This is a genomic window from Algihabitans albus (assembly GCF_003572205.1).
In the GTDB taxonomy this organism is placed as follows: domain Bacteria; phylum Pseudomonadota; class Alphaproteobacteria; order Kiloniellales; family DSM-21159; genus Algihabitans; species Algihabitans albus.
Genome location: NZ_QXNY01000002.1, coordinates 786,410 through 805,184 on the forward strand (window position 1 = coordinate 786,410; position 18,775 = coordinate 805,184).

At 68.6% G+C, this 18,775-nt stretch carries 18 protein-coding genes; 10 read left to right on the forward strand and 8 right to left on the reverse strand.

What is annotated here, in order from left to right; translation table 11 throughout:
- Positions 1-67: 67 nt before the first annotated feature.
- The 3 genes from DBZ32_RS05330 to DBZ32_RS05340 all read left to right on the forward strand — a co-directional run bounded on the left by DBZ32_RS05330 (position 68) and on the right by DBZ32_RS05340 (position 2,998).
- Positions 68-1,633 (forward strand): MFS transporter, encoded by a 1,566-nt coding sequence (locus DBZ32_RS05330; RefSeq protein ID WP_119166034.1) that lies wholly within the window; start codon positions 68-70, stop codon positions 1,631-1,633.
- A gap of 27 nt (positions 1,634-1,660) precedes the next feature.
- Positions 1,661-2,392, forward strand: coding sequence for a phosphoglycolate phosphatase (gph, locus tag DBZ32_RS05335; protein WP_119166035.1), 732 nt, complete (start codon positions 1,661-1,663; stop codon positions 2,390-2,392).
- A 72-nt stretch (positions 2,393-2,464) separates the two neighbouring features.
- Positions 2,465-2,998: a hypothetical protein gene (locus tag DBZ32_RS05340; protein ID WP_119166036.1), complete on the forward strand. Its 534-nt coding sequence runs from the start codon at positions 2,465-2,467 to the stop codon at positions 2,996-2,998.
- 69 nt (positions 2,999-3,067) lie between these two features.
- Here DBZ32_RS05340 and DBZ32_RS22805 read toward each other — a convergent pair whose 3' ends face one another.
- The 4 genes from DBZ32_RS22805 to DBZ32_RS05360 all read right to left on the reverse strand — a co-directional run bounded on the left by DBZ32_RS22805 (position 3,068) and on the right by DBZ32_RS05360 (position 6,241).
- On the reverse strand, positions 3,068-3,241 hold the full coding sequence (locus DBZ32_RS22805; RefSeq protein WP_119166037.1) for a helix-turn-helix domain-containing protein: 174 nt from the start codon (positions 3,239-3,241) through the stop codon (positions 3,068-3,070).
- Entirely contained in the window at positions 3,242-3,415 is a 174-nt protein-coding gene (locus DBZ32_RS05350; protein WP_119166038.1) for an AraC family transcriptional regulator, read from the reverse strand.
- A gap of 125 nt (positions 3,416-3,540) precedes the next feature.
- A complete protein-coding gene (gene pyk / locus DBZ32_RS05355) occupies positions 3,541-4,959 on the reverse strand; it encodes a pyruvate kinase (protein ID WP_119166039.1) in 1,419 nt (472 codons plus the stop codon).
- A gap of 25 nt (positions 4,960-4,984) precedes the next feature.
- Positions 4,985-6,241, reverse strand: a complete 1,257-nt coding sequence (locus tag DBZ32_RS05360; RefSeq protein ID WP_119166040.1) for a glycerate kinase type-2 family protein — start codon at positions 6,239-6,241, stop codon at positions 4,985-4,987.
- A 138-nt stretch (positions 6,242-6,379) separates the two neighbouring features.
- Between DBZ32_RS05360 and doeA the strand changes: the two genes are divergently transcribed.
- Positions 6,380-7,567, forward strand: a complete 1,188-nt coding sequence (gene doeA / locus DBZ32_RS05365) for an ectoine hydrolase DoeA (RefSeq protein ID WP_119166041.1) — start codon at positions 6,380-6,382, stop codon at positions 7,565-7,567.
- Positions 7,568-7,573: 6 nt separating this feature from the next.
- On the opposite strand, the gene DBZ32_RS05370 is transcribed toward doeA, so the two are convergent.
- Genes DBZ32_RS05370 through DBZ32_RS05380 form a run of 3 tightly spaced genes read right to left on the reverse strand, consistent with a single transcriptional unit; the run spans position 7,574 to position 9,794 of the window.
- The gene (locus tag DBZ32_RS05370; RefSeq protein ID WP_119166042.1) at positions 7,574-8,014 is read right to left on the reverse strand and encodes an NUDIX hydrolase; all 441 of its coding nucleotides are present in this window, start codon (positions 8,012-8,014) and stop codon (positions 7,574-7,576) included.
- The gene (locus tag DBZ32_RS05375; RefSeq protein ID WP_119166043.1) at positions 8,011-8,829 is read right to left on the reverse strand and encodes a TrmH family RNA methyltransferase; all 819 of its coding nucleotides are present in this window, start codon (positions 8,827-8,829) and stop codon (positions 8,011-8,013) included. Before DBZ32_RS05375 ends, DBZ32_RS05370 begins: the two co-directional genes overlap by 4 nt.
- Positions 8,826-9,794, reverse strand: coding sequence for a class I SAM-dependent methyltransferase (locus DBZ32_RS05380; protein WP_235830052.1), 969 nt, complete (start codon positions 9,792-9,794; stop codon positions 8,826-8,828). The genes DBZ32_RS05375 and DBZ32_RS05380 overlap by 4 nt, the downstream gene beginning before the upstream one ends.
- A 191-nt stretch (positions 9,795-9,985) precedes the next feature.
- Here DBZ32_RS05380 and hpnC point away from each other — a divergent pair, with 191 nt between their 5' ends.
- From hpnC to DBZ32_RS05410, 6 genes are all read left to right on the forward strand, one after another.
- The gene (hpnC, locus tag DBZ32_RS05385; RefSeq protein ID WP_235830053.1) at positions 9,986-10,918 is read left to right on the forward strand and encodes a squalene synthase HpnC; all 933 of its coding nucleotides are present in this window, start codon (positions 9,986-9,988) and stop codon (positions 10,916-10,918) included.
- Positions 10,915-12,201: a hydroxysqualene dehydroxylase HpnE gene (gene hpnE, locus DBZ32_RS05390; RefSeq protein WP_119166044.1), complete on the forward strand. Its 1,287-nt coding sequence runs from the start codon at positions 10,915-10,917 to the stop codon at positions 12,199-12,201. Before hpnC ends, hpnE begins: the two co-directional genes overlap by 4 nt.
- On the forward strand, positions 12,195-13,433 hold the full coding sequence (locus DBZ32_RS05395) for a glycosyltransferase (protein WP_119166045.1): 1,239 nt from the start codon (positions 12,195-12,197) through the stop codon (positions 13,431-13,433). Before hpnE ends, DBZ32_RS05395 begins: the two co-directional genes overlap by 7 nt.
- Positions 13,434-13,485: 52 nt before the next feature.
- A complete protein-coding gene (gene hpnD, locus DBZ32_RS05400) occupies positions 13,486-14,394 on the forward strand; it encodes a presqualene diphosphate synthase HpnD (RefSeq protein ID WP_119166046.1) in 909 nt (302 codons plus the stop codon).
- 227 nt (positions 14,395-14,621) lie between these two features.
- Positions 14,622-16,559 (forward strand): squalene--hopene cyclase, encoded by a 1,938-nt coding sequence (shc, locus tag DBZ32_RS05405; protein WP_208539105.1) that lies wholly within the window; start codon positions 14,622-14,624, stop codon positions 16,557-16,559.
- On the forward strand, positions 16,556-17,254 hold the full coding sequence (locus tag DBZ32_RS05410) for a phosphorylase family protein (protein ID WP_119166047.1): 699 nt from the start codon (positions 16,556-16,558) through the stop codon (positions 17,252-17,254). Before shc ends, DBZ32_RS05410 begins: the two co-directional genes overlap by 4 nt.
- On the opposite strand, the gene hpnH is transcribed toward DBZ32_RS05410, so the two are convergent.
- Entirely contained in the window at positions 17,216-18,385 is a 1,170-nt protein-coding gene (gene hpnH, locus DBZ32_RS05415; protein ID WP_119166372.1) for an adenosyl-hopene transferase HpnH, read from the reverse strand. The genes DBZ32_RS05410 and hpnH overlap by 39 nt on opposite strands.
- Positions 18,386-18,775: the final 390 nt, after the last annotated feature.

Here is an 18,775-nt window from a genome sequence, read left to right on the forward strand (position 1 = left end):
TATGCAATCGGCGGCCCGCTTGTGGCAAGCTGGCGCTTCAGGTCGATTCCCTTTCTGACGAGGCCCCATGACGGAAGCCTGTGCAGGCGCGGCCGCGCAGCCGCCGCCGACCAAGGCCGCGCACTGCGCCGAGCGGGCGCGGCCCTACGTGCTGGCGGCGACCATCCTGGCCTCGGCGATGGCCTTCATCGACGGCTCCGTCGTGATCGTGGCCCTGCCGATCATGCAGCAGGAGTTCGGCGCCGGCATGGCCCAGCTCCAGTGGATCCTGACCGGCTACACCCTGATGATGGGGTCGCTGGTACTGACCGGCGGCGCGCTGGGCGACCGTTTCGGCCGGCGGCGCATGTTCGACCTGGGGGTCGTGATCTTCGCGGTCACCTCGGTCGCTTGCGCCCTCGCCCCCAATACCGAGACCCTGATCGCGGCGCGGGCGGCGCAAGGCGTCGGCAGCGCGCTGCTGACCCCCGGCAGCCTGGCGATCATCAGCGCCAGCTTCCCCCGCGAGCTGCGCGGCCGGGCCTTCGGCACCTGGGCCGGCGCGGCAGCCATCACCACGGCGGCCGGGCCGCTGATCGGCGGCTGGATGATCGACAACTTCTCCTGGCGGGCGATCTTCTACATCAACGTTCCGCTCTCCCTGGCCGTCTTGGCGATCAGCTGGCGCCACATCCCGGAGAGCCGCGATCTGCAGGCGGCGGCGCGCCTGGACGGCTGGGGCGCCGCGCTGGCTGTGCTCGGTCTCGGCCTCATGACCTACGGCCTGATCGCCGTCGGCGAACAGGGCTTCGCGGCCCTCCAGTCGGGCGGCCTGCTGCTGGCCGGGCTCGCGGTACTGGCGGTCTTCCTGGCGGTCGAGGCGAAGCGGAGCAACGCCATGATGCCGCTGCATCTCTTCCGCTCCGCCGACTTCAGCGGCGCCAACGGCCTGACGCTCTTTCTCTACTTCGCCCTGGGCGGCGCGCTCTTCCTGCTGCCCTTCAACCTGATCCAGGTGCAGGGCTACAGCGCGACGGAGGCCGGCGCCGCCTTCCTGCCCTTCGCCCTGCTGATCGGGCTGCTGTCGCGCGCCAGCGGCACTCTGGTGGAACGCTTCGGGACCCGGCGCCTCCTGACCCTGGGGCCGCTGATCGCGGGCGCCGGCTACGCTCTGCTGGCCCTGCCGGGACAGGACGGCAGCTACTGGACGACCTTCTTCCCGGCCATGGTGCTGATGGGGCTCGGCATGGCCGCCTGCGTCTCGCCTCTGACCACGACGGTGATGAACGCGGTGGAGGACCGCCACGCCGGCCTCGCCTCGGGGATCAACAACGCCGCCGCGCGCGTCGCCAGCCTGCTGGCCGTCGCCATCGTCGGGGCGGTCGCGGTGATCCTGTTCGAGCCGGCGCTGCAGGCCGACCTCTCCGCCCTCGCCCTGCCGCCCGACATCGAGGCCGGACTGCTGGGCAGAGCCGGCGAACTGGCCGGACTGTCGCCTCCCGCAGGTCTCTCGTCCGCAGAGGGTGCAGCGGTCGAAGCGGCGGTCCACGGCGCTTTCCTCCAGGCCTTCCGCGTCTCCATGCTGGCCATCGCGGGCATGGCGCTGCTCGCCGCCCTGGTCGCGCATCTCACCATTTCCCCCAGAGCAGGATAGCCTGAAGCGATTCCATACGATCACAACATGCTCTACACCGGAGACCTGATGGACCGTCCCCTTGATCGCCCTGCCACCCCGACCGCCGATCTGACGACCCGCTTCGAGGCCGTGGTCTTCGACCTGGACGGCACGCTGGTGGACTCGGCCGCCGAACTGGCCGGCGCCCTCGACCGCCTGCTCGCCGAGTACGGCCTGCCGCCCGCCGGGGTCGAGGCCACCAAGCGAATGGTCGGCGACGGCGCGCGGCTCTTGCTGACGCGGGGACTGCGGCAGGCAGGGCAGACGCTGCCGCCGGAGGACTTCGAGGTCGCTTTCGCCCGCTTCCTCGAGATCTACGAGACCGAGCTGTCCGACTCCTCCGCGCTCTATCCCGGCGCCCGCGCCTTCCTCGACCAGCTCGCCGAGCAGGGCCTCAAGCTCGGCCTCTGCACCAACAAGCCGTCGGTTCCGACCCGGCAACTGCTCGCGCGGCTGGAGCTGACCGACCACTTCCAGGCGGTCGTCGGCGGCGGCGACACGGCGGAGCTGAAGCCGCATCCCCTGCCCCTGCTGACCGTGGTGGAGCGCCTGGGCGTCCCCCCCGACCGGACCCTCTACGTCGGCGACTCCCGCACGGATCTTGAGACGGCGCGGGCGGCCGGCCTGCCCATCGCGCTGCTGCCCTCGGGCTACGGCATGGAGCCGGTAACCCTGGCCGAAAGCGATCTTTCCGCCGAGACCCTTGCGGAGCTGGCGAAGCTCTTCTCATCTGTCTGACACCGCGGCCGATTGCGGCCTCGGGGTCGGCGCTTTACGCTGGACCGGAGTCCGCCTGTCCGGAAGGTCGCCGTGCCGCCCCTTGCGCGTTTTACCGTCCTCTTGCTGACCGCCACGCTCGCGGCGGCGCCGGCCGCCGCCGTCGGCGAGCCTCCGAGCCGCTGGCTGATCGGCTACCACAAGGCGCTCTTCTGGATGTCTGAAGTCGAGGTCCGCTTCTTCTACGACATCGCCGAGGCATTCACCCCGCAGACCGCCGCCGACGGGCGGGACCTCAAGCTGATTGCCGCCTCCACCGCCCCCTTCGCCGGCCGCGAGTGGGAGGTCGACTTCCTGCTGCGGCGCGGGCGGCTCGCCGCCATCGGCCTGGAGCACGAGGAACGGGCGATGGCGCCGGAGGCCTGCGCCGCCCGTCTCGACGACTGGCTGCGCGCGCTCGACCGCCTCCACGGCGCGGTGAGCGAGCGCCCGGTCGCCGGCCGGGACGCCAGCCAGGCGGCGCTGGTCTTCAACTGGGGCGCCCGCTGGGAACTGGCGACGGCCTACGACGCCGGCCTCTGCCGCAGCCGCATGGATCTCAAGCGCGCCCCCCCGAGCCGGGGCTGAGCGGCGGCGCTCGTCGAACGCGGCCATATCCGGAACAGGTGAAACAGAACTGCAGCCAGCCGGGCGACGCTACCTCTTCATGCGGAAGGTCTCCGAGGGAGTCACTCCGAACTCGCGGCGGTAGACTTGGGTGAAGCGTCCCATCTGCGTGAATCCCCATTTCGCCGCGATCTTTGCGACAACCCCGGTTTCTTCCGCGTCGAGCAACTCCTTCCGAACGCGCTGGAGGCGGACTCTCTTCAGCTAGTCCATCGGCGACGGACCGAAGGCCTCCTCGAAGGCGAGCTGGAGGTTCCGGTAGCCGCACCCGGCCTCCGCCGCCAGATCTGCCAGGGCGATCTTCTCGCCGGCATGCCGATGGATGTAGTCCCGGGCCCGCTTCACGTGATAGGGCAGCGCGCCGGAGGTCGGGCGCATCAAGTTCGGAGGACGCGGTTCCCTGCAAGCCGCCTGCTGCGACAGGCTCAGCAGGAGGAAGGCATTAGAGAAACGACCGCCCTCGTCAGGTGGTAGCTGCCCGTCGCCTCCGGCGGGCCGGAGCGCTACTCGTCGATCCAGGCGATGCGCAGGACGTTGGTGGCACCCGGCGTGCCGAAGGGAACGCCGGCGGTGATGGCCAGCTTGTCCCCGGGCTCGGCGAACTCACGGTCCTTGGCGATCCGGCAGGCCTTCTGCACCATCTCCGGAAAGCTTCTGACGTCCGCCGTATGGACGCACTGGGCGCCCCAGATCACCGCCAGCCGGCGCGCCGTCGAAAGCTTCGAGGTCAAGGTGAGGATGGGAACGCCGGGCCGCTCGCGCGCCGCGCGCAGGGCGGTCGAGCCGCTGGTGGTGTAGGTCACGATGGCCGCCGCGGAGATGGTCTGCGCCACCTGTGCCGCCGCCGCCGAGATGGCGTCCGCCGCCGTGGGCTCGGGCGCCGGGTGCAGCGCCTCGATGATCGGCCGGTAGCTGGCGTCCTGCTCCGTCTTGCTGATGATGCGATCCATCATCGCCACCGACTCGACCGGATAGTGACCGGCCGCCGTTTCGGCGGAGAGCATCACGGCATCGGCACCGTCGTAGATGCCGGTGGCCACGTCCGAGGCCTCGGCCCGCGTCGGCGCCGGCGAGTGAACCATGGAATCGAGCATCTGCGTCGCCACCACGACCGGCTTGCCGGCCAGACGGCAAGCCCGCACGATCTCCTTCTGCCGGCCCGGCACCTCTTCCGGCGGGATCTCAACCCCCAGATCGCCGCGCGCCACCATCAAGGCATCCGACAGCTCGACCAGCTCGTCGAGCTGCTCCAGGGCCTGGGGTTTCTCGATCTTGGCCATCAACGCGGCGCGGCCGTCGATCAGCCGGCGCGCCTCGGCCAGGTCTTCCGGGCGCTGCACAAAACTCAGCGCGACCCAGTCGACCCCCAGCTTCATGCCGAAGGCCAGGTCCTTGCGGTCCTTGTCGGTCAGGGGCGACAGCGGCATGACGACGCCGGGTACGTTGACGCCCTTGCGGTCGGACAGGACGCCACCGGTCTCCACTTCGAAGACCGCATGATTCTTGTGCACCTTCTGCGCGGTCAGGCGCATACGCCCGTCGTCGATCAGGATGGTGGCGCCGACCTCCAGAGCCGCGAAGATCTCCGGATGCGGCAGCGGCGCCCGCTTGGCATCGCCGGGCGCCGGATCGAGATCGAGGCGGTAGGTGTCGCCGCGCTCCAGTCGCACCTTGCCGCCCTCGATCTGCCCGACCCGCAGCTTCGGGCCCTGCAGATCCTGCAGGATGGCGATGGGCCGCCCCGCCTTGCGTTCGATCTTGCGGATCGTCTCGTAGCGCGCGGCATGATCCTTGTGAGTTCCATGGCTGAAGTTCAGCCGAAAGACGTCGGCACCCGCCTCGAACATCGCGCGCAGGGTGTCTTCCTCGTGACTGGCGGGCCCAAGCGTGGCCACGATCTTGGCATTGCGGAGTCGGCGCATGGGACGGAAACCTACTTGGTTGCGGTTACACAATCAGGATGGCGCGGAAATCGTTGACGTTGGTGAGGGTCGGCCCCGTGACGATCAGGTCGCCGAGGGACTCGAAGACCCCGTAACCGTCGTTATCCGCCAGACTCGCCTTGGCGTCGATCCCTTCCGCGCCGGCGCGCGCCAAAGTGTCCGGCAGGACCAGCGCGCCGGCGTTGTCCTCGCTGCCGTCGATCCCGTCGGTGTCGCCGGCAATCGCCGACACGCCGGGCAGGCCGTCGAGCGCCACGGCCAGGGCCAGCAGGAACTCGGCATTGCGCCCGCCGCGCCCCTGGCCGCGCAGGGTCACCGTGGTCTCGCCACCCGACAGCAGCACGCAGGGCGCCGGCAGCGGCTGACCGTGACGGCGCACCTGCTTGGCGATGCCGGCCATGACCTGAGCCACCTCGCGCGCCTCCCCCTCCAGGGAATCGCCCAGGATCAGCGGTGTCACCCCGGCCTTGCCGGCCACGGCGGCGGCGGCCTCCAGCGCCATCTGCGGCGTGGCGATCAGGCGGTACTCTGCGCCCGCCAGACGCGGATCGCCGGGCTTGGGCGTCTCGTCGGCGGCGGCCTCCAGCAGGCGGCCCACCGAGTCCGGTAGCGCCAGCCCGTACTTGGCGACGATGGCGCGGGCATCGGCATAGCTCGTCGGATCGGCAACTGTCGGGCCGGAGGCGATGGCCGCCGTGTCGTCGTCGGGCACGTCGGAGATCGCCAGGGTCACCACCTTGGCCGGATGGGCCGCCGCCGCGAGACGCCCGCCCTTGATGGCCGAGAGGTGCTTGCGCAAGCAGTTCATCTCCCCGATGGGCGCACCGCAGCGCAGCAAGGCCGCATTGACCGCCTGCTTGTCCTCCAGCGTGATCCCCTCGGCCGGCAGGGACAGCAGGGCGGACCCACCGCCGGAAATCAACGCCAGCAGCAGGTCGCCCTCGCCCAGGCCTTCGGCCAAGGCCAGGATGCGCTTAGCCGCATCCCGACCGGCGGCGTCGGGCACCGGATGCGCCGCCTCCACCACCTCGATGCTGCGGGTCGCCGCGCCATGGCCGTAACGCGTCACCACCAACCCTTCGACGGGCCCCTCCCAAGCCGCCTCGACGGCAGCCGCCATGGAGGCAGCCGCCTTGCCGGCGCCGACCACGACGGTCCGCCCGGCCGGCCGCGCCGGCAGATGCGCCGCGAGGCTGCGCGCCGGATCGGCCACCGCCAGAGCGGCGGCGAAGAGATCGTTCAGGAAGGTTCTGGGGTTCATCGGAGACTCGAAAGAGGTCAGTCGGCTTCGCTTCACCTTGATTTACAAGCAGAATAGCAGGCGCGCGGGACGACGCCAGCGCGGAAAGCGAAGGTCGTTCGGAAGCCGCCTGCCGGCGACGAACCGCGAGAGGGGGAAATGACGATGCCGGACGTGACCCTGAACTTCACGCTTGAGGAATATCGGCAACGCTTGGCCAAAGTGCGCAAGGCGATGGAGGCGAAGGAGATCGAGCTGCTGCTCGTCACCGACCCCTCCAACATGCATTGGCTGACCGGCTACGACGGCTGGTCCTTCTACGTTCATCAGGGCGTACTGCTGGCTCAGGAGGGCGAGCCTCTCTGGTACGGCCGCGGCCAGGACGCCAACGGCGCCCTGCGCACCGTCTTCATGGCGGCGGAGAACGTCCTCTCCTATCCCGACGACTACGTGCAGAACGTCGCCAAGCACCCGATGGAACATCTGGCCGCACTGCTGCAGGACCGGGGCTGGGACCGCAAGGTCCTGGGGCTGGAGATGGACAACTACTACTTCACCGCAGCCGCCCATGCCGCGCTCGCGGAGCATCTGCCGAACGCCCGGAGGGTCGACGCGACCGGTCTGGTCAACTGGCAGCGCGCCGTGAAGTCGCCGCAGGAGATCGCCTACGTTCGGATCGCCGCCCGCATCGTCGAGGCCATTCACGCCCGCATTCTGGAACTGGTCGAACCCGGCCTGCCCAAGAACCAGCTGGTCGCCGAAATCTATCGAGCCGGTATCGCCGGCGTCGACGGCCACGGCGGCGATTACCCGGCCATCGCGCCGATGCTGCCGACCGGCCGCGACGCCGCCGCGGCGCACCTCACCTGGGACGAACGCCCCTTCGCCGACGGCGCGGGCACCTTTTTCGAAGTGGCCGGCTGCCACAAACGCTACCATTGCCCCCTGTCGCGGACCGTCTATCTCGGGCAGCCGCCGGTCAAGTTCCTGGACGCGGAGAAGGCCGTGCTGGAGGGCCTGGAAGCCGGCTTGCAGGCCGCGAAACCGGGGGCGACCTGCGCCGAGGTGGAGGCGGCCTTCCGCAAGGCCATCGCCCGCCACGGCATCGAGAAGGACAGCCGCTGCGGCTACTCCTTCGGCCTCTCCTACCCGCCCGACTGGGGCGAGCGCACCATGAGCCTGCGCGCCGGCGATCACTCGGAGCTTCGGCCCGGCATGTGCTTCCACTTCATTCCCGCACTCTGGTTCGACGACTGGGGGATCGAGATCACCGAGTCCTTCCTGGTCACCGAGGCGGGCGCCGAGTGCCTGGCCAAGGTCCCGAGACAGCTCTTCGTGAAAAACTGAGAGGCGTCAGCCCTGGTGCGCCAGGCGGCGCGCGGCCTCCCGCGCGACCGGGACCACGTCCCTGCTCATGGGCAAGGCGGCGGGATCGAGCGACGCGATCTCGAACCACTTCGCCTCCAACGCGTCGTCGGCCGCGCGCGGCTCGCCGTTGCGGTAACGGCAGAGCACCGGCACCAGGACGAAGTGATGGGTCAGGGTTCCTTCGTCGCTGCGTCCGATGATGTCGAGCGCGCCGAGGCTCTCCAGAGCCTCGGCCTCGACGCCCGTTTCCTCCCGCAGCTCCCGTTCGGCGGCGGCGGCGACCGTCTCGCCCAGATCCACCTTGCCTCCGGCGAAGCCCCAGAGACCGGCGTCCGGCGGATTGCGGCGTTTGATGAGAACGACCGAAGGGCCACGGATGGCGACGGCCAGGGCGGCGAGAACAGGCCTGTCGGGCGGGCGCGTCACGGCGAAAGCCGGAGCCGCTCCCGCGCGATCTCGAAGAGCATCACGGCGGTCGCGACCGAGAGGTTGAGGGAATCGGCGCCGCCGGCCATGGGGATTCGAACCAGGCGGTCGCAGGCCGCGGCGGCGGCCTCGGTCAGGCCCGCCTGCTCGTTGCCCATCAGCAGCAGGACCGGCGGATCGTAGGCGACCTCTCGGTAGTCGGCCTCGCCCGAGAGATGGGTGCCGACGACCAGGCCCGGCCAGCCGGCGCGCCAAGCCAGGAAGCGCTCCGGCGTCGCCCGCACCAGCGGTACCCGCACGATAGATCCCATGGAGGCGCGCACCGCCTCCGGACTGTAGGGGTCGCAGGTCTCGCCGATCAGGATCACACCGTCGGCGGCGACGGCATCGGCGGTGCGCAGGATGGTGCCGAGGTTGCCGGGATCGCGCACCGTCTCCAGCGCGATCCAGAGCTTGCCCGGCCTCAGGCTTTCGAGCGTCTGCCAGCGCTGCGGCAGGACGCCGACGACCATCTGCGGATTGTCCCGCTTGGTCATCTTGGCAAGCACCGCCTCGGTCACCTCCAGGCAGAGTCCGCCGGCCGCCCGGGTCGCCGCGAGCGCCTCGGCCAGTTTCGGACGTTTGGCCGCCTCGGCCTGGTAGACCAGCGTTTCCAGCGGCCAGCCGGCCTCCAGCGCCTCCATCACGTGGCGCAGACCCTCGGCGACGAAGAGCTTTTCCTCTTCGCGCTTCTTGCGCAGCGCCAGTCCCCGGATGCGCTTGATCTCGGGATTGGCGGGGCTGGTGACGACCCGGGCTTCGGCCGGCCTGGTCACGGCCTGGCCCCGGGGCCCACCCCACGGCGCAACCGCGTGAAGAGAGAGGTGGAGAGCAGCCGCCCACCGCCCTGCTCGCGCAGCGCCAACTCGCCCGTCTCCAGGGCCGCTTCGGGAAAGGTCTCGGCGCAGAGTTCATGCAGCGAGAGGAAGGAGGCACGCACCGCATAGGCCGTCAGAATCAGAAAAGAGCGTTCCGGCGCCAGGATATCGCGGCAGAGCCGCAGCATCTCCGGCAGGTTCTCGAAGAGCTGCCAGGTCTCGTTCTTCGGGCCCCGGCCGAACTTCGGCGGATCGACCAGGATCGCGTCGTAGCGCCGGCCGCGCCGGCCTTCGCGCGCCGCGAACTTCAGGGCGTCGTCGCAGATCCAGCGGATCGGCCGCTCCTCCAGCCCAGCCAGGACTTGGTTTTCCCGCGCGAAGCCGATGGCCTTCTTGGACGCGTCGACATGAGTCACCTCCGTACCGGCGGCGGCGGCGAGCAGCGAGGCAACACCCGTGTAGCCGAAGAGGTTGAGCAGCCTGGGCGGCTCGGAAGCCTCCGACGCCCGGTCTTTCAGGCGCTCCAGCATCCAGTCCCAATGGGGCGCCTGTTCCGGGAAGAAGCCGACGTGGCGGAAGGGCGTGAAGCGGCCATGAAAGGCGACCTCGCCATAGCCGCTCTTCCAGCTTTCCAAGGGTTCGTCCTTGAAGCGCCAGCGGCCGTCGCCCTCCTCGCTGTCGCCGACGAAGACGGCATCGGCCGAAGCCCAATCCCTCTCCGGCAGGCGGCGCGTCCACATGGCTTGAGGCTCCGGCCTGTCGACCCGGTAGCGGCCGAAGCGCTCCAGCTTCCGGCCCGCCCCGCTGTCCAGCAGAGCGTAGCCGTCCCAACCTTCGGTCACGAGCAGCCGCGCAGCCGGCAGGCCGGCACCGCTTGCCACGGTCACAGTCTCGATGCGGGCGGGATCGGCGGAAATGATCAATCTCCCAAGGCGGGCGTCACGAAGGCGTTCATCTCTCGCGCAGCCGCCGGCGAAAGTCCACAGCCGGCGTGCTTTGCCTCGGCGCTGCCGCACCCTCCTCCCGAGTCCCCGTCGAGTTGGAACGCGATTCACGTCTTCAACGAACGCGAACCCGCTTCCGCTGATTACGATCGCCCTCTAGTCTGCCCGCCATGGACGCCGAGACTTCCAACAAGATGGCCGCCGGGCGGTCTTCCGTCGAGACTCCCTCGGGTAAGGGATCCGACGCGGAGAACTTTCCCGTCGGGTCGATCCTGATCGCGCGGCGGCTGCGCCCCCATGTGGCGACCTTCTATGCCTTCGCCCGGGCCGCTGACGACATCGCCGACAACCCGGCCCTGGAGCCGGAGGACAAACTACGCCGACTGGCGGCCTTCGCCACGACCCTGAAAGGCGAGACACCGCCGGACGGCAAGGTCGCCAAGGCCGAGCGCCTGCGTCGCAGTCTGGCCGAAACCAACGTACCGATCCAACACGGCCTCGACCTGCTGGAGGCCTTCTCGCGCGACGCGGTCAAACCGCGCACGGCCGACTGGGCCGACCTGATGAGCTACTGCGAGGTCTCGGCCAATCCGGTGGGCCGCTACCTGCTGGATCTGCACGGCGAGGATCGCGCCGGCTGGCCCGCGAGCGACGCCCTCTGCTCCGCGCTGCAGGTGCTCAATCATCTCCAGGACTGCGCGAAGGACTACCGCCAACTCGACCGGGTCTACCTGCCGGCCGACTGGCTGGCGGCCGAGGGCGCCTCCCTCGACGACCTGACCAAGGCCGAGGCAACGCCCGGCCTGCGGCGGGTGCTCGACCGCTGCCTGGAGGCCACGGATGCCCTGCTGCGGCGCGCCGATCAACTGGCACCGAACTTGAAAGACACGCGCTTAGCTCTTGAATCGGCTTCAATTACCCGACTGGCCTGGAAACTCTCCGCGCGGCTGTGGCGGCAGGACCCCATCGCCCAGCGGGTCGAACTGAGCCGTCCCGCCCTGGCGGGTCAGGCCGTCGCCGGAGCCGCTCGGGAGCTGCTGCGCCGGAGTCTGCCGGGCAGTCACCGCCCGGCCCCGGCCGGCGAGAGCCGCCGCGCGCCATGACTCGGAAGGCCGCCAGGGTTCATGTCGTGGGCGCCGGCATGGCGGGGCTGGCCGCCGCCGTACGTCTCAGCGGCAGCGGCGTTCCGGTCACGCTTTATGAGGCGGCGCCCCGCGCCGGCGGCCGCTGCCGCAGCTACCACGACCCCGTGATCGGCCGCACGATCGACAACGGCAATCATCTGCTGCTCTCGGCCAACCGGGCAGCTCTCTCCTATCTGGAGGAGATCGGCGCGCGCGACGGCCTGATTGCTCCGACCGAGGGCCCCTTGCCTTTCCTCGACCTGACCAGCGGCGAAACCTGGCGGTTGGAGCCAAGCGAGGGTCCGATCGCCTGGTGGGTTTTCCAGCCCTCGAAACGCATTCCCGGCACGCGGGCGTTCGACTTCCTGAAGGCCGTCAACCTGCGTCTGGCGGGTCCCGACACCACGGTGGCCGAGGCCGTCGGACGGGCCGAACCCGCCGATACGCGCTTCTGGCGCCCCTTGACGGTCGCTGTGCTGAATGCGACGCCGGAGCGGGCCTCGGCGCGCCTGCTTTGGACCGTGCTGGCCGAGACCTTCCTGAAGGGCGCGGCCCACTGCAAGCCGCTGATCGCGCGCGACAGCCTCGACGCCAGCCTGGTCGAACCGGCCGTACGAGTCCTGGAGGCCCGCGGCTGCACGTTGCACCACGGCCAGAGGCTGCGCGGGCTGGTTCGGGACGGCCAGCGGATCGCCGGCCTGGACTTCGGCGCCGATCGCATGGAGTTGGCGGCGGACGAGCGCGTCATCCTGGCAACCCCGCCCGCGGTGACGGCCGAACTGCTGCCGGAACTGCGGCTGCCGGAGGGCAACGACCCCATCGTCAACGCCCATGTCGCCGTGCCCGAAACGGCGCGCTTGCCGGAGGGGGCCGGTATCCTGGGTCTGGTGGGCGGCGTCGCCGAATGGATCTTCCTGCGCCCCGGCCTCGCCTCCGTCACGGTGAGCGCGGCGGACCGCTGGGTCGATCGGCCGGCCGAGGATCTGGCGGCGCGACTCTGGCCCGATGTCGCCAAGGCGCTGTCGCTGCCCCTGGAGCCGGCTCCGCCGATCCGGATCGTCAAGGAAAAGCGGGCGACCTTCAGCCAAACGCCGGACAACCTGCGCCTGCGGCCCAAGCCGACCGTCGGCCTGTCGAACCTGCTGCTGGCCGGCGATTACACCGACACCGGCCTCCCCGCGACCATCGAGGGCGCCGTCACCTCGGGTCAGACAGCCGCCGGTCTGATCCTGCAACGCCTGCCGGATCGGGCGGCGTGCTGACGGGTCTCGCCGCAGCTTCGCTGCTGATCTGGATCGTCCTGCTGCTGTTCCGGGGCGGGTTCTGGCGCGGGCGGGAACGTTTCGTCTGTCCGCCCGAAGCAGACGAAAACCGATCTTGGCCCGCCGCCGCCGTCTGTATTCCGGCGCGCAACGAAGCCGATGTCCTGTCGCAAACCCTGCGGTCCGTTCTGACCCAAGACTATGCCGGGCCCTTTCACGTCGTTCTGGCCGACGACGCCAGCACCGATGGAACCGGAGATCTCGCCCGCAGACTTGCCGTCGCTCTTGGAGCCGAGGACCGCTTGACCGTGATCGCACCGCCGCCGCTGCCCGAGGGCTGGACGGGGAAGCTCTGGGCTCTCAACGCGGCCGTGGCGGAAGCTGAGCGCGTCTCGCCCGAGGCCAGGTATCTCTGGTTCACCGACGCCGACATCCTTCACGACCCCGACAATCTGCGCTGCCTGATCGCCAAGGCCGAAACGGAGGATCTGGACCTGACCTCCCAGATGGTCGAGTTGGCTTGCGTCTCCTTCTGGGACCGGCTGCTGGTCCCGGCCTTCGTCTTCTTCTTCGCCAAGCTCTACCCCTTCGGCTGGGTCAACGATCCGAGCACGCGCACGGCGGCGGCGGCGGGCGGCTGTCTGCTGCTTCGTTGCAAGGCCTTCGCACGCGCCGGCGGCCTGGCCCCCGTGCGCGACCGGATCATCGACGACTGCGCCATCGGCCAGCAGATCAAGCGGCACGGCCGGCCGGCCGACGCTAAGGGCCGGGCCGGGCGACTCTGGCTGGGCACCAGCGGCCACGCCCGCTCGGCCCGGGCTTACGAAAGTCTGGGCGAAATCTGGCGCATGGTGACGCGCAGCGCCTATACCCAGCTTCATCACTCGCCCTGGCTGCTTGCCGGCACGCTGCTTGGCATGATGCTGATCTACCTGGTTCCACCCGCCATCGCCCTGACCTGGCCGCTACACGGCACTGCCCTTGCCGGGCTCACGGCGCTCACGGTTTGGCTGGCAATGGCACTGGCTCTGATGCCGACTCTCAGACAGTATCGCCAGCCGCTCTGGCTGGCTCTGCTTCTGCCGCTGGCGGCGGTGCTCTATACCGGAATGACCCTGGACTCCGCGCGGCGTTATCACAGCGGTCGTGGAGGCGGCTGGAAGGGCCGCAACCAAGCGGCTGGAACGGGACAAAGTTCAGCAAGTCGTCAAGACTCGCCCGAGAGCCATTGAGCAGAGCGCGCCGCTCAGACAGATTATCCGCCTATGCTGGATTTCTCTATTCATGACCGCAAACGACACCCCCCCGAATCCCGTCATCGACTTCGGCGCCCACTTCGCTGCGCCGGCCATGCCGCGCGATCAAGCCGAGGCCTGGGTGCGAGCCCGTGTGCAGGCCGCCGGCACCTCTTTCGTCTGGGGCCTCAAGTTGCTGTCCGCCCCCAGACGGCAAGCCATGTTTGCGGTCTATGCCTTCTGCCGCGAGATCGACGATATCGCCGACGAGCCGGGTCCTCTGGATGCGCGCCGCGCGGCACTGGCCGAGTGGCGGGCCGAAATTGCCCGGCTCTACGCCGGAAAAGCGGTGACTCATCCGATCGCCCTCGCCCTGGCGGAACCGATCCGCGACTTCTCGCTGTCGCAGAGCGAGTTCCTGGCATTGATCGACGGCATGGAGATGGACCTGCTGGACGCTCTGCAGGGGCCCGACTGGCCGACCCTGGAACTCTACTGCCGCCGGGTCGCGGGGGCCGTCGGAGTGCTGACTCTGGAGGTCTTGGACGAGCGCGACGCCAATGCGCGGGAGCTGGCGGTCACCCTAGGCGAGGCGCTGCAGCTCACCAACATTCTGCGTGACCGCACGGAAGACGCGGCACGCGGACGTCTCTACTTACCCGCGAATCTTCTGCAGGAGGCCGGAATCGAGGACCGCAGCGCGGCTGCGGTTCTGCGTCACCCCGACCTGCACAAAGTTTGCGACAGCCTGGCCGCGCTGGCGTTGGCCCGCTTTGCACGCAGCCGCGAGCTGATCCGCCGCTGCCGCCGGAAACCCAAGACGGCCATCGTGATGATGGAGGTCTATTGGCGCCAGTTGCTGCGCATGCAGGCGGCCGGATGGCAGGTCGGCGGCGACTCCGTGAAGCTCTCCAAAGGCAGCAAGCTGTGGGTCGCGCTGCGCTATGGGCTCCTATGAGGGAGATCACTAAGGGGTTGTGATGGAAGGTTGTTTTCGAGCCTATGAGAAGGCATAGTCCCGATACTTTGTGTTGCGACGCAACAGAGTCGAGGTCGGAGTCGGCGTTCACATAGAGATTGCGCCCGGCCGCCCAGAAGGTTCGGCTTTTCCAACGGCGCCCGGCGATGCGGATCTCAAGCAGGCGCGGGCTCTCCAGGCACTGACGTAGGGGAAGGTTCGTTTAGATGGCGATGCCGGCGTTCGACGATAAACCTTCGTTGGACCTTTTGGATTCCACGATTTCCGAAGTGCGTGACGGCCTGCTCGGACGCCAGCGCCACGATGGCCACTGGCTCTACGAGTTGGAGCCCGACGCGACCATTCCGGCCGAGTACATCTTCCTGCAGCACTATCTCGGAGAGGTTGATCCGGCCGAAGAGGCCAAGATCGCCCGGCATCTGCGGGAAATCCAGAATCCGGACGGGAGCTGGCCCCTGTTCCACGGCGGCGAGATGAACATCTCGGCGACGGTCAAGGCCTACTACGCCCTCAAGTTGACCGGGGAAGACATAGAAGCGCCGCATATGGCGGCAGCGCGACAGCGCCTTCTGGAGGTCGGCGGCGCGGCCAAGGCCAACGTTTTCACCCGCATCGCACTGGCCCTGTTCGGGCAGGTGCCCTGGCGTGCCGTCCCGGTCATGCCGGTCGAGATCATGCATCTTCCGCGCTGGTCTCCCTTTCACCTCAGCAAGGTTTCCTACTGGTCGCGCACGGTCATCGTGCCGCTGCTGGTGCTGATGGCCCTGAAACCGCAGGCCCGCAATCCGCGCGGCGTCGATATCCGGGAACTCTTCATCACCCCGCCGGAGGAAGAGCGCGATTACATCGCCAACGTCGACGGAACCGTGCTGGGCGCCGCCTTCGTGAACCTGGACCGGGTGCTGCGCAGCGTCGAACCGCTGATGCCGGCGGGCGCACGCCAGCGGGCCATCGACAAGGCCGTCGACTGGACGCTGGAGCGGCTGAACGGCGAGGATGGGCTGGGCGCCATTTTCCCCGCCATGGCCAACTCCGTGATGATGCTGGATGCGCTAGGCTACGCCAAAGACGACCCGAACTTCGCGGTGGCCAAGAAATCGATCAAGAACCTGCTGCACGACCGCGGCGATACCCTTTACTGCCAGCCCTGCGTATCGCCGATCTGGGACACCGTCCTGGCCATGCACGCGGTCCAGGAGGCCGGCGTCCCCGGTCGCGACGAGTCGCTGCGCAAGGCCGCCGAGTGGCTGCTCGAGCGCGAGGTCACCGAGGTCAAGGGCGACTGGGCGGTGGAACGGCCGCACCTCGCCCCCTCCGGCTGGGCCTTTCAGTACAACAACGCCCACTATCCGGACCTCGACGACACCGCCGTGGTGGTCATGGCGCTCCACCGCGCCGATCCGGAGGCCTACAAGCCGGCGATCGAGCGGGCGACCCGCTGGATTCTTGGGATGCAGTCGGCGAACGGCGGCTGGGGCTCCTTCGATGCCGACAACACGCACTATTACCTGAACCATATTCCCTTCGCGGACCATGGCGCCCTGCTGGACCCGCCGACGGCGGACGTGAGCGCGCGCTGCCTCTCGATGCTCGGCCAGCTCGGCTACGGCCTGGACCACCCCGCCGTCGCCAAGGGCGTGCAGTACCTCCTGCGCGAGCAGGAAGAGGACGGCTCCTGGTTCGGACGCTGGGGCTCCAACTACATCTACGGCACCTGGTCTGTTCTCTGCGCCCTCAACGCCGTCGGCTTCGACATGACCCGCCCCGAGATCGGCAAGGCCGTCTCGTGGCTGAAGTCCAAGCAGTTGCCGGATGGCGGCTGGGGCGAAAGTCTCGATAGCTACCACTCGGACCGCAAGGACGCCTGCCAAGGATCCACGGCCTCGCAGACGGCCTGGGCCCTGCTCGGCCTGATGGCCGCCGGCGAGGTCGAGAGCGAGACGGTCGAGAAGGGCGTGGCGAACCTCGTGGAGGCGCCGCGCGACGGCGAACGCTGGGACGAACCCTTCTGGACCGGCACGGGTTTCCCCAAGGTCTTCTATTTGAAGTACCACGGCTACGCCGCCTACTTCCCGCTCTGGGCCCTGGCCCGCTACGCCAACCTGCAGCGCAGTAACTCCGGCGAAATCGACGTCGGGATGTGACCGGCGGCGAGACGTCGCTGACCGTCCTGGTCGGTCTCGCCGAAGAGGCCGAGCTGCTTCGCGACGCGAGCCGATCCTGGCCGAAGCCGCCGCACATTCTTGTCGGCGGCGGCACGACCGCAGCCGCGGAACGACGCGCACCCGGCCTGCTGACCGAACATCCGACAAGCCTGCTGTCCTTCGGCTATTGCGGCGGCCTCTCGAGCGACCTCAAACCCGGCGATCTGGTGGTTGCGACCGAGGTCATCGGCCAAAGCGACAGGCGCTTCTCCTGCGATCCCGCTTTGAGCCGGGGTCTCGTCGAAAGCGCGGAAGCCTTAGAGCTGACCGTTCGCAGCGGCACCCTGGCAACGCCCGCCGAGGCGGCTGCGACGCCGGCGGCGAAACGGCGTCTGGCGGACACAACGGGTGCACTGGCCGTCGATCTCGAGAGTGCTGCACTGGCAGAGGTGGCCGTCGAGGCCAACCTGCCCTTCGCAGTGATACGCGCCGTGCTGGACGACCTGGGAACGACGCTCCCACCCTTCGCGATCGCAGCGGTCGACGAGACCAGTGGCCGTCCCCGTATGACGCGCCTGCTGCTCGGGCTGCTGCGCAGTCCGGGCGACCTGCCGGCGCTGGTCAGGCTGGGACGGGCACGCGCCGCCGCGCAGGCCTCACTGCGCCGCCTGCTGGTTCGCCCCCTTACCGCCTGAGCGTGCCCTCTCCTCGGCGGCGCGCCGGTCGGAGTTGGTCATGGCTTCGGCGACCAGATCCTCGAAAACGTATTCCGCCGGCCGTTGCTGATCCAAGGGAATCTCGGGCGCCATGGGGCCGTCGGTGCGTGGGCCGCGCAGAGCTACCTTCAGTGCCTTGAAAGGGTTCTTAACGGCGTCCATGGCCGCCGTCGGCTCGTAGCCGCAGTGGGCCATGCAGTCGGCGCACTTTTCATAGCGGCCGGTGCCGTAGGTGTCCCAATCGGTGTCTTCCATCAAGGACTTGAAGGTCGGCGCATAGCCCTCGTTCAGCAGGTAACAGGGCTTCTGCCAGCCGAAGATATTGCGGGTCGGCATCCCCCAGGGCGTACAGCGATAGTCCTGGTTGCCGGTCAGGAAGTCGAGGTAGAGGGAAGAATGGCTGAGCTGCCACTTCTTGCCCTTGCCGCGTGCCAGGATATCGCGAAAGAGCTGCTTGGTCTTCTGACGGCTCAGGAAGTGCTCAGTGTCCGGCGCACGCTCATAGGCGAAGCCCGGCGAGATGGTGACGCCGTTGACCCCCATGTCCCGCGTGTAATCCAGGAAGGCGGCGACTCGCTCCGGCTTCATGCCGTCGAAGATGGTCGCATTGACGTTGACCTGGAAGCCCTTGCTCTGAGCCACCTTGATCGCCTTCACCGCGCGGTCGAAGACGCCGTCCTGACAGACGGACGCGTCGTGCTCCTCCTTCAATCCATCAAGATGCACGGAGAAGAAGAGATAGGGCGAGGGCTTGAAGAGATGCAGCTTCTTCTCGAGCAGCAACGCGTTGGTGCAGAGCGAGACGAACTTCCGCCGCTGCACGATGCCGGCGACGATCTCGCCGATCTCCTTGTGCAGCAGAGGTTCGCCACCGGGGATCGCGACCATGGGCGCGCCGCACTCGTCCACGGAGGCGAGGCAGTCCTCAACCGACAGGCGGCGATGCAGGATCTGCTTCGGATAGTCGATCTTGCCACAGCCCGCGCAAGCGAGATTGCACTGGAACAGCGGCTCCAACATGAGCACCAGCGGGTAGCGCTCGTTGCCCCGCAGTCTCTGCTTGAAGATATACCAACCAATGGCAAGGTGCTGACGCAAGGGAACTGCCACGTAGGACTCTCCATCGGCGAAGTCTGGCCGGCCGCGAAGGTCGACCCGATTATGAGATCTCCATTCCTGCCATTTCGCGCCTGCGGCTCGAATCGACCGGATTTCAACCTCTTGCGGCAAGCGAAAATGAACGTTCTCGGCTACGCCGTCCACCCTGCGGATCGTAAGGGTATAGGGCGCAGGCAAGCGGGCGGTCCAATCGTCGCTCCGGGCCTCCGGAACTGAGGCCGGGACTCCTGCCCCGGGAGAGCGGCCACGATCCCATCGGTCGAACGGTCTGCGGCGTCTTCTGCGGCATCCAAAGCCTCTGTCCGGAGCCGCTGGGTCGCGAAGAGATCCCTGCCCAGCAGGCGGCTTTGGGAAGCGCTCCCTTGGGGCAATGACAAGTTT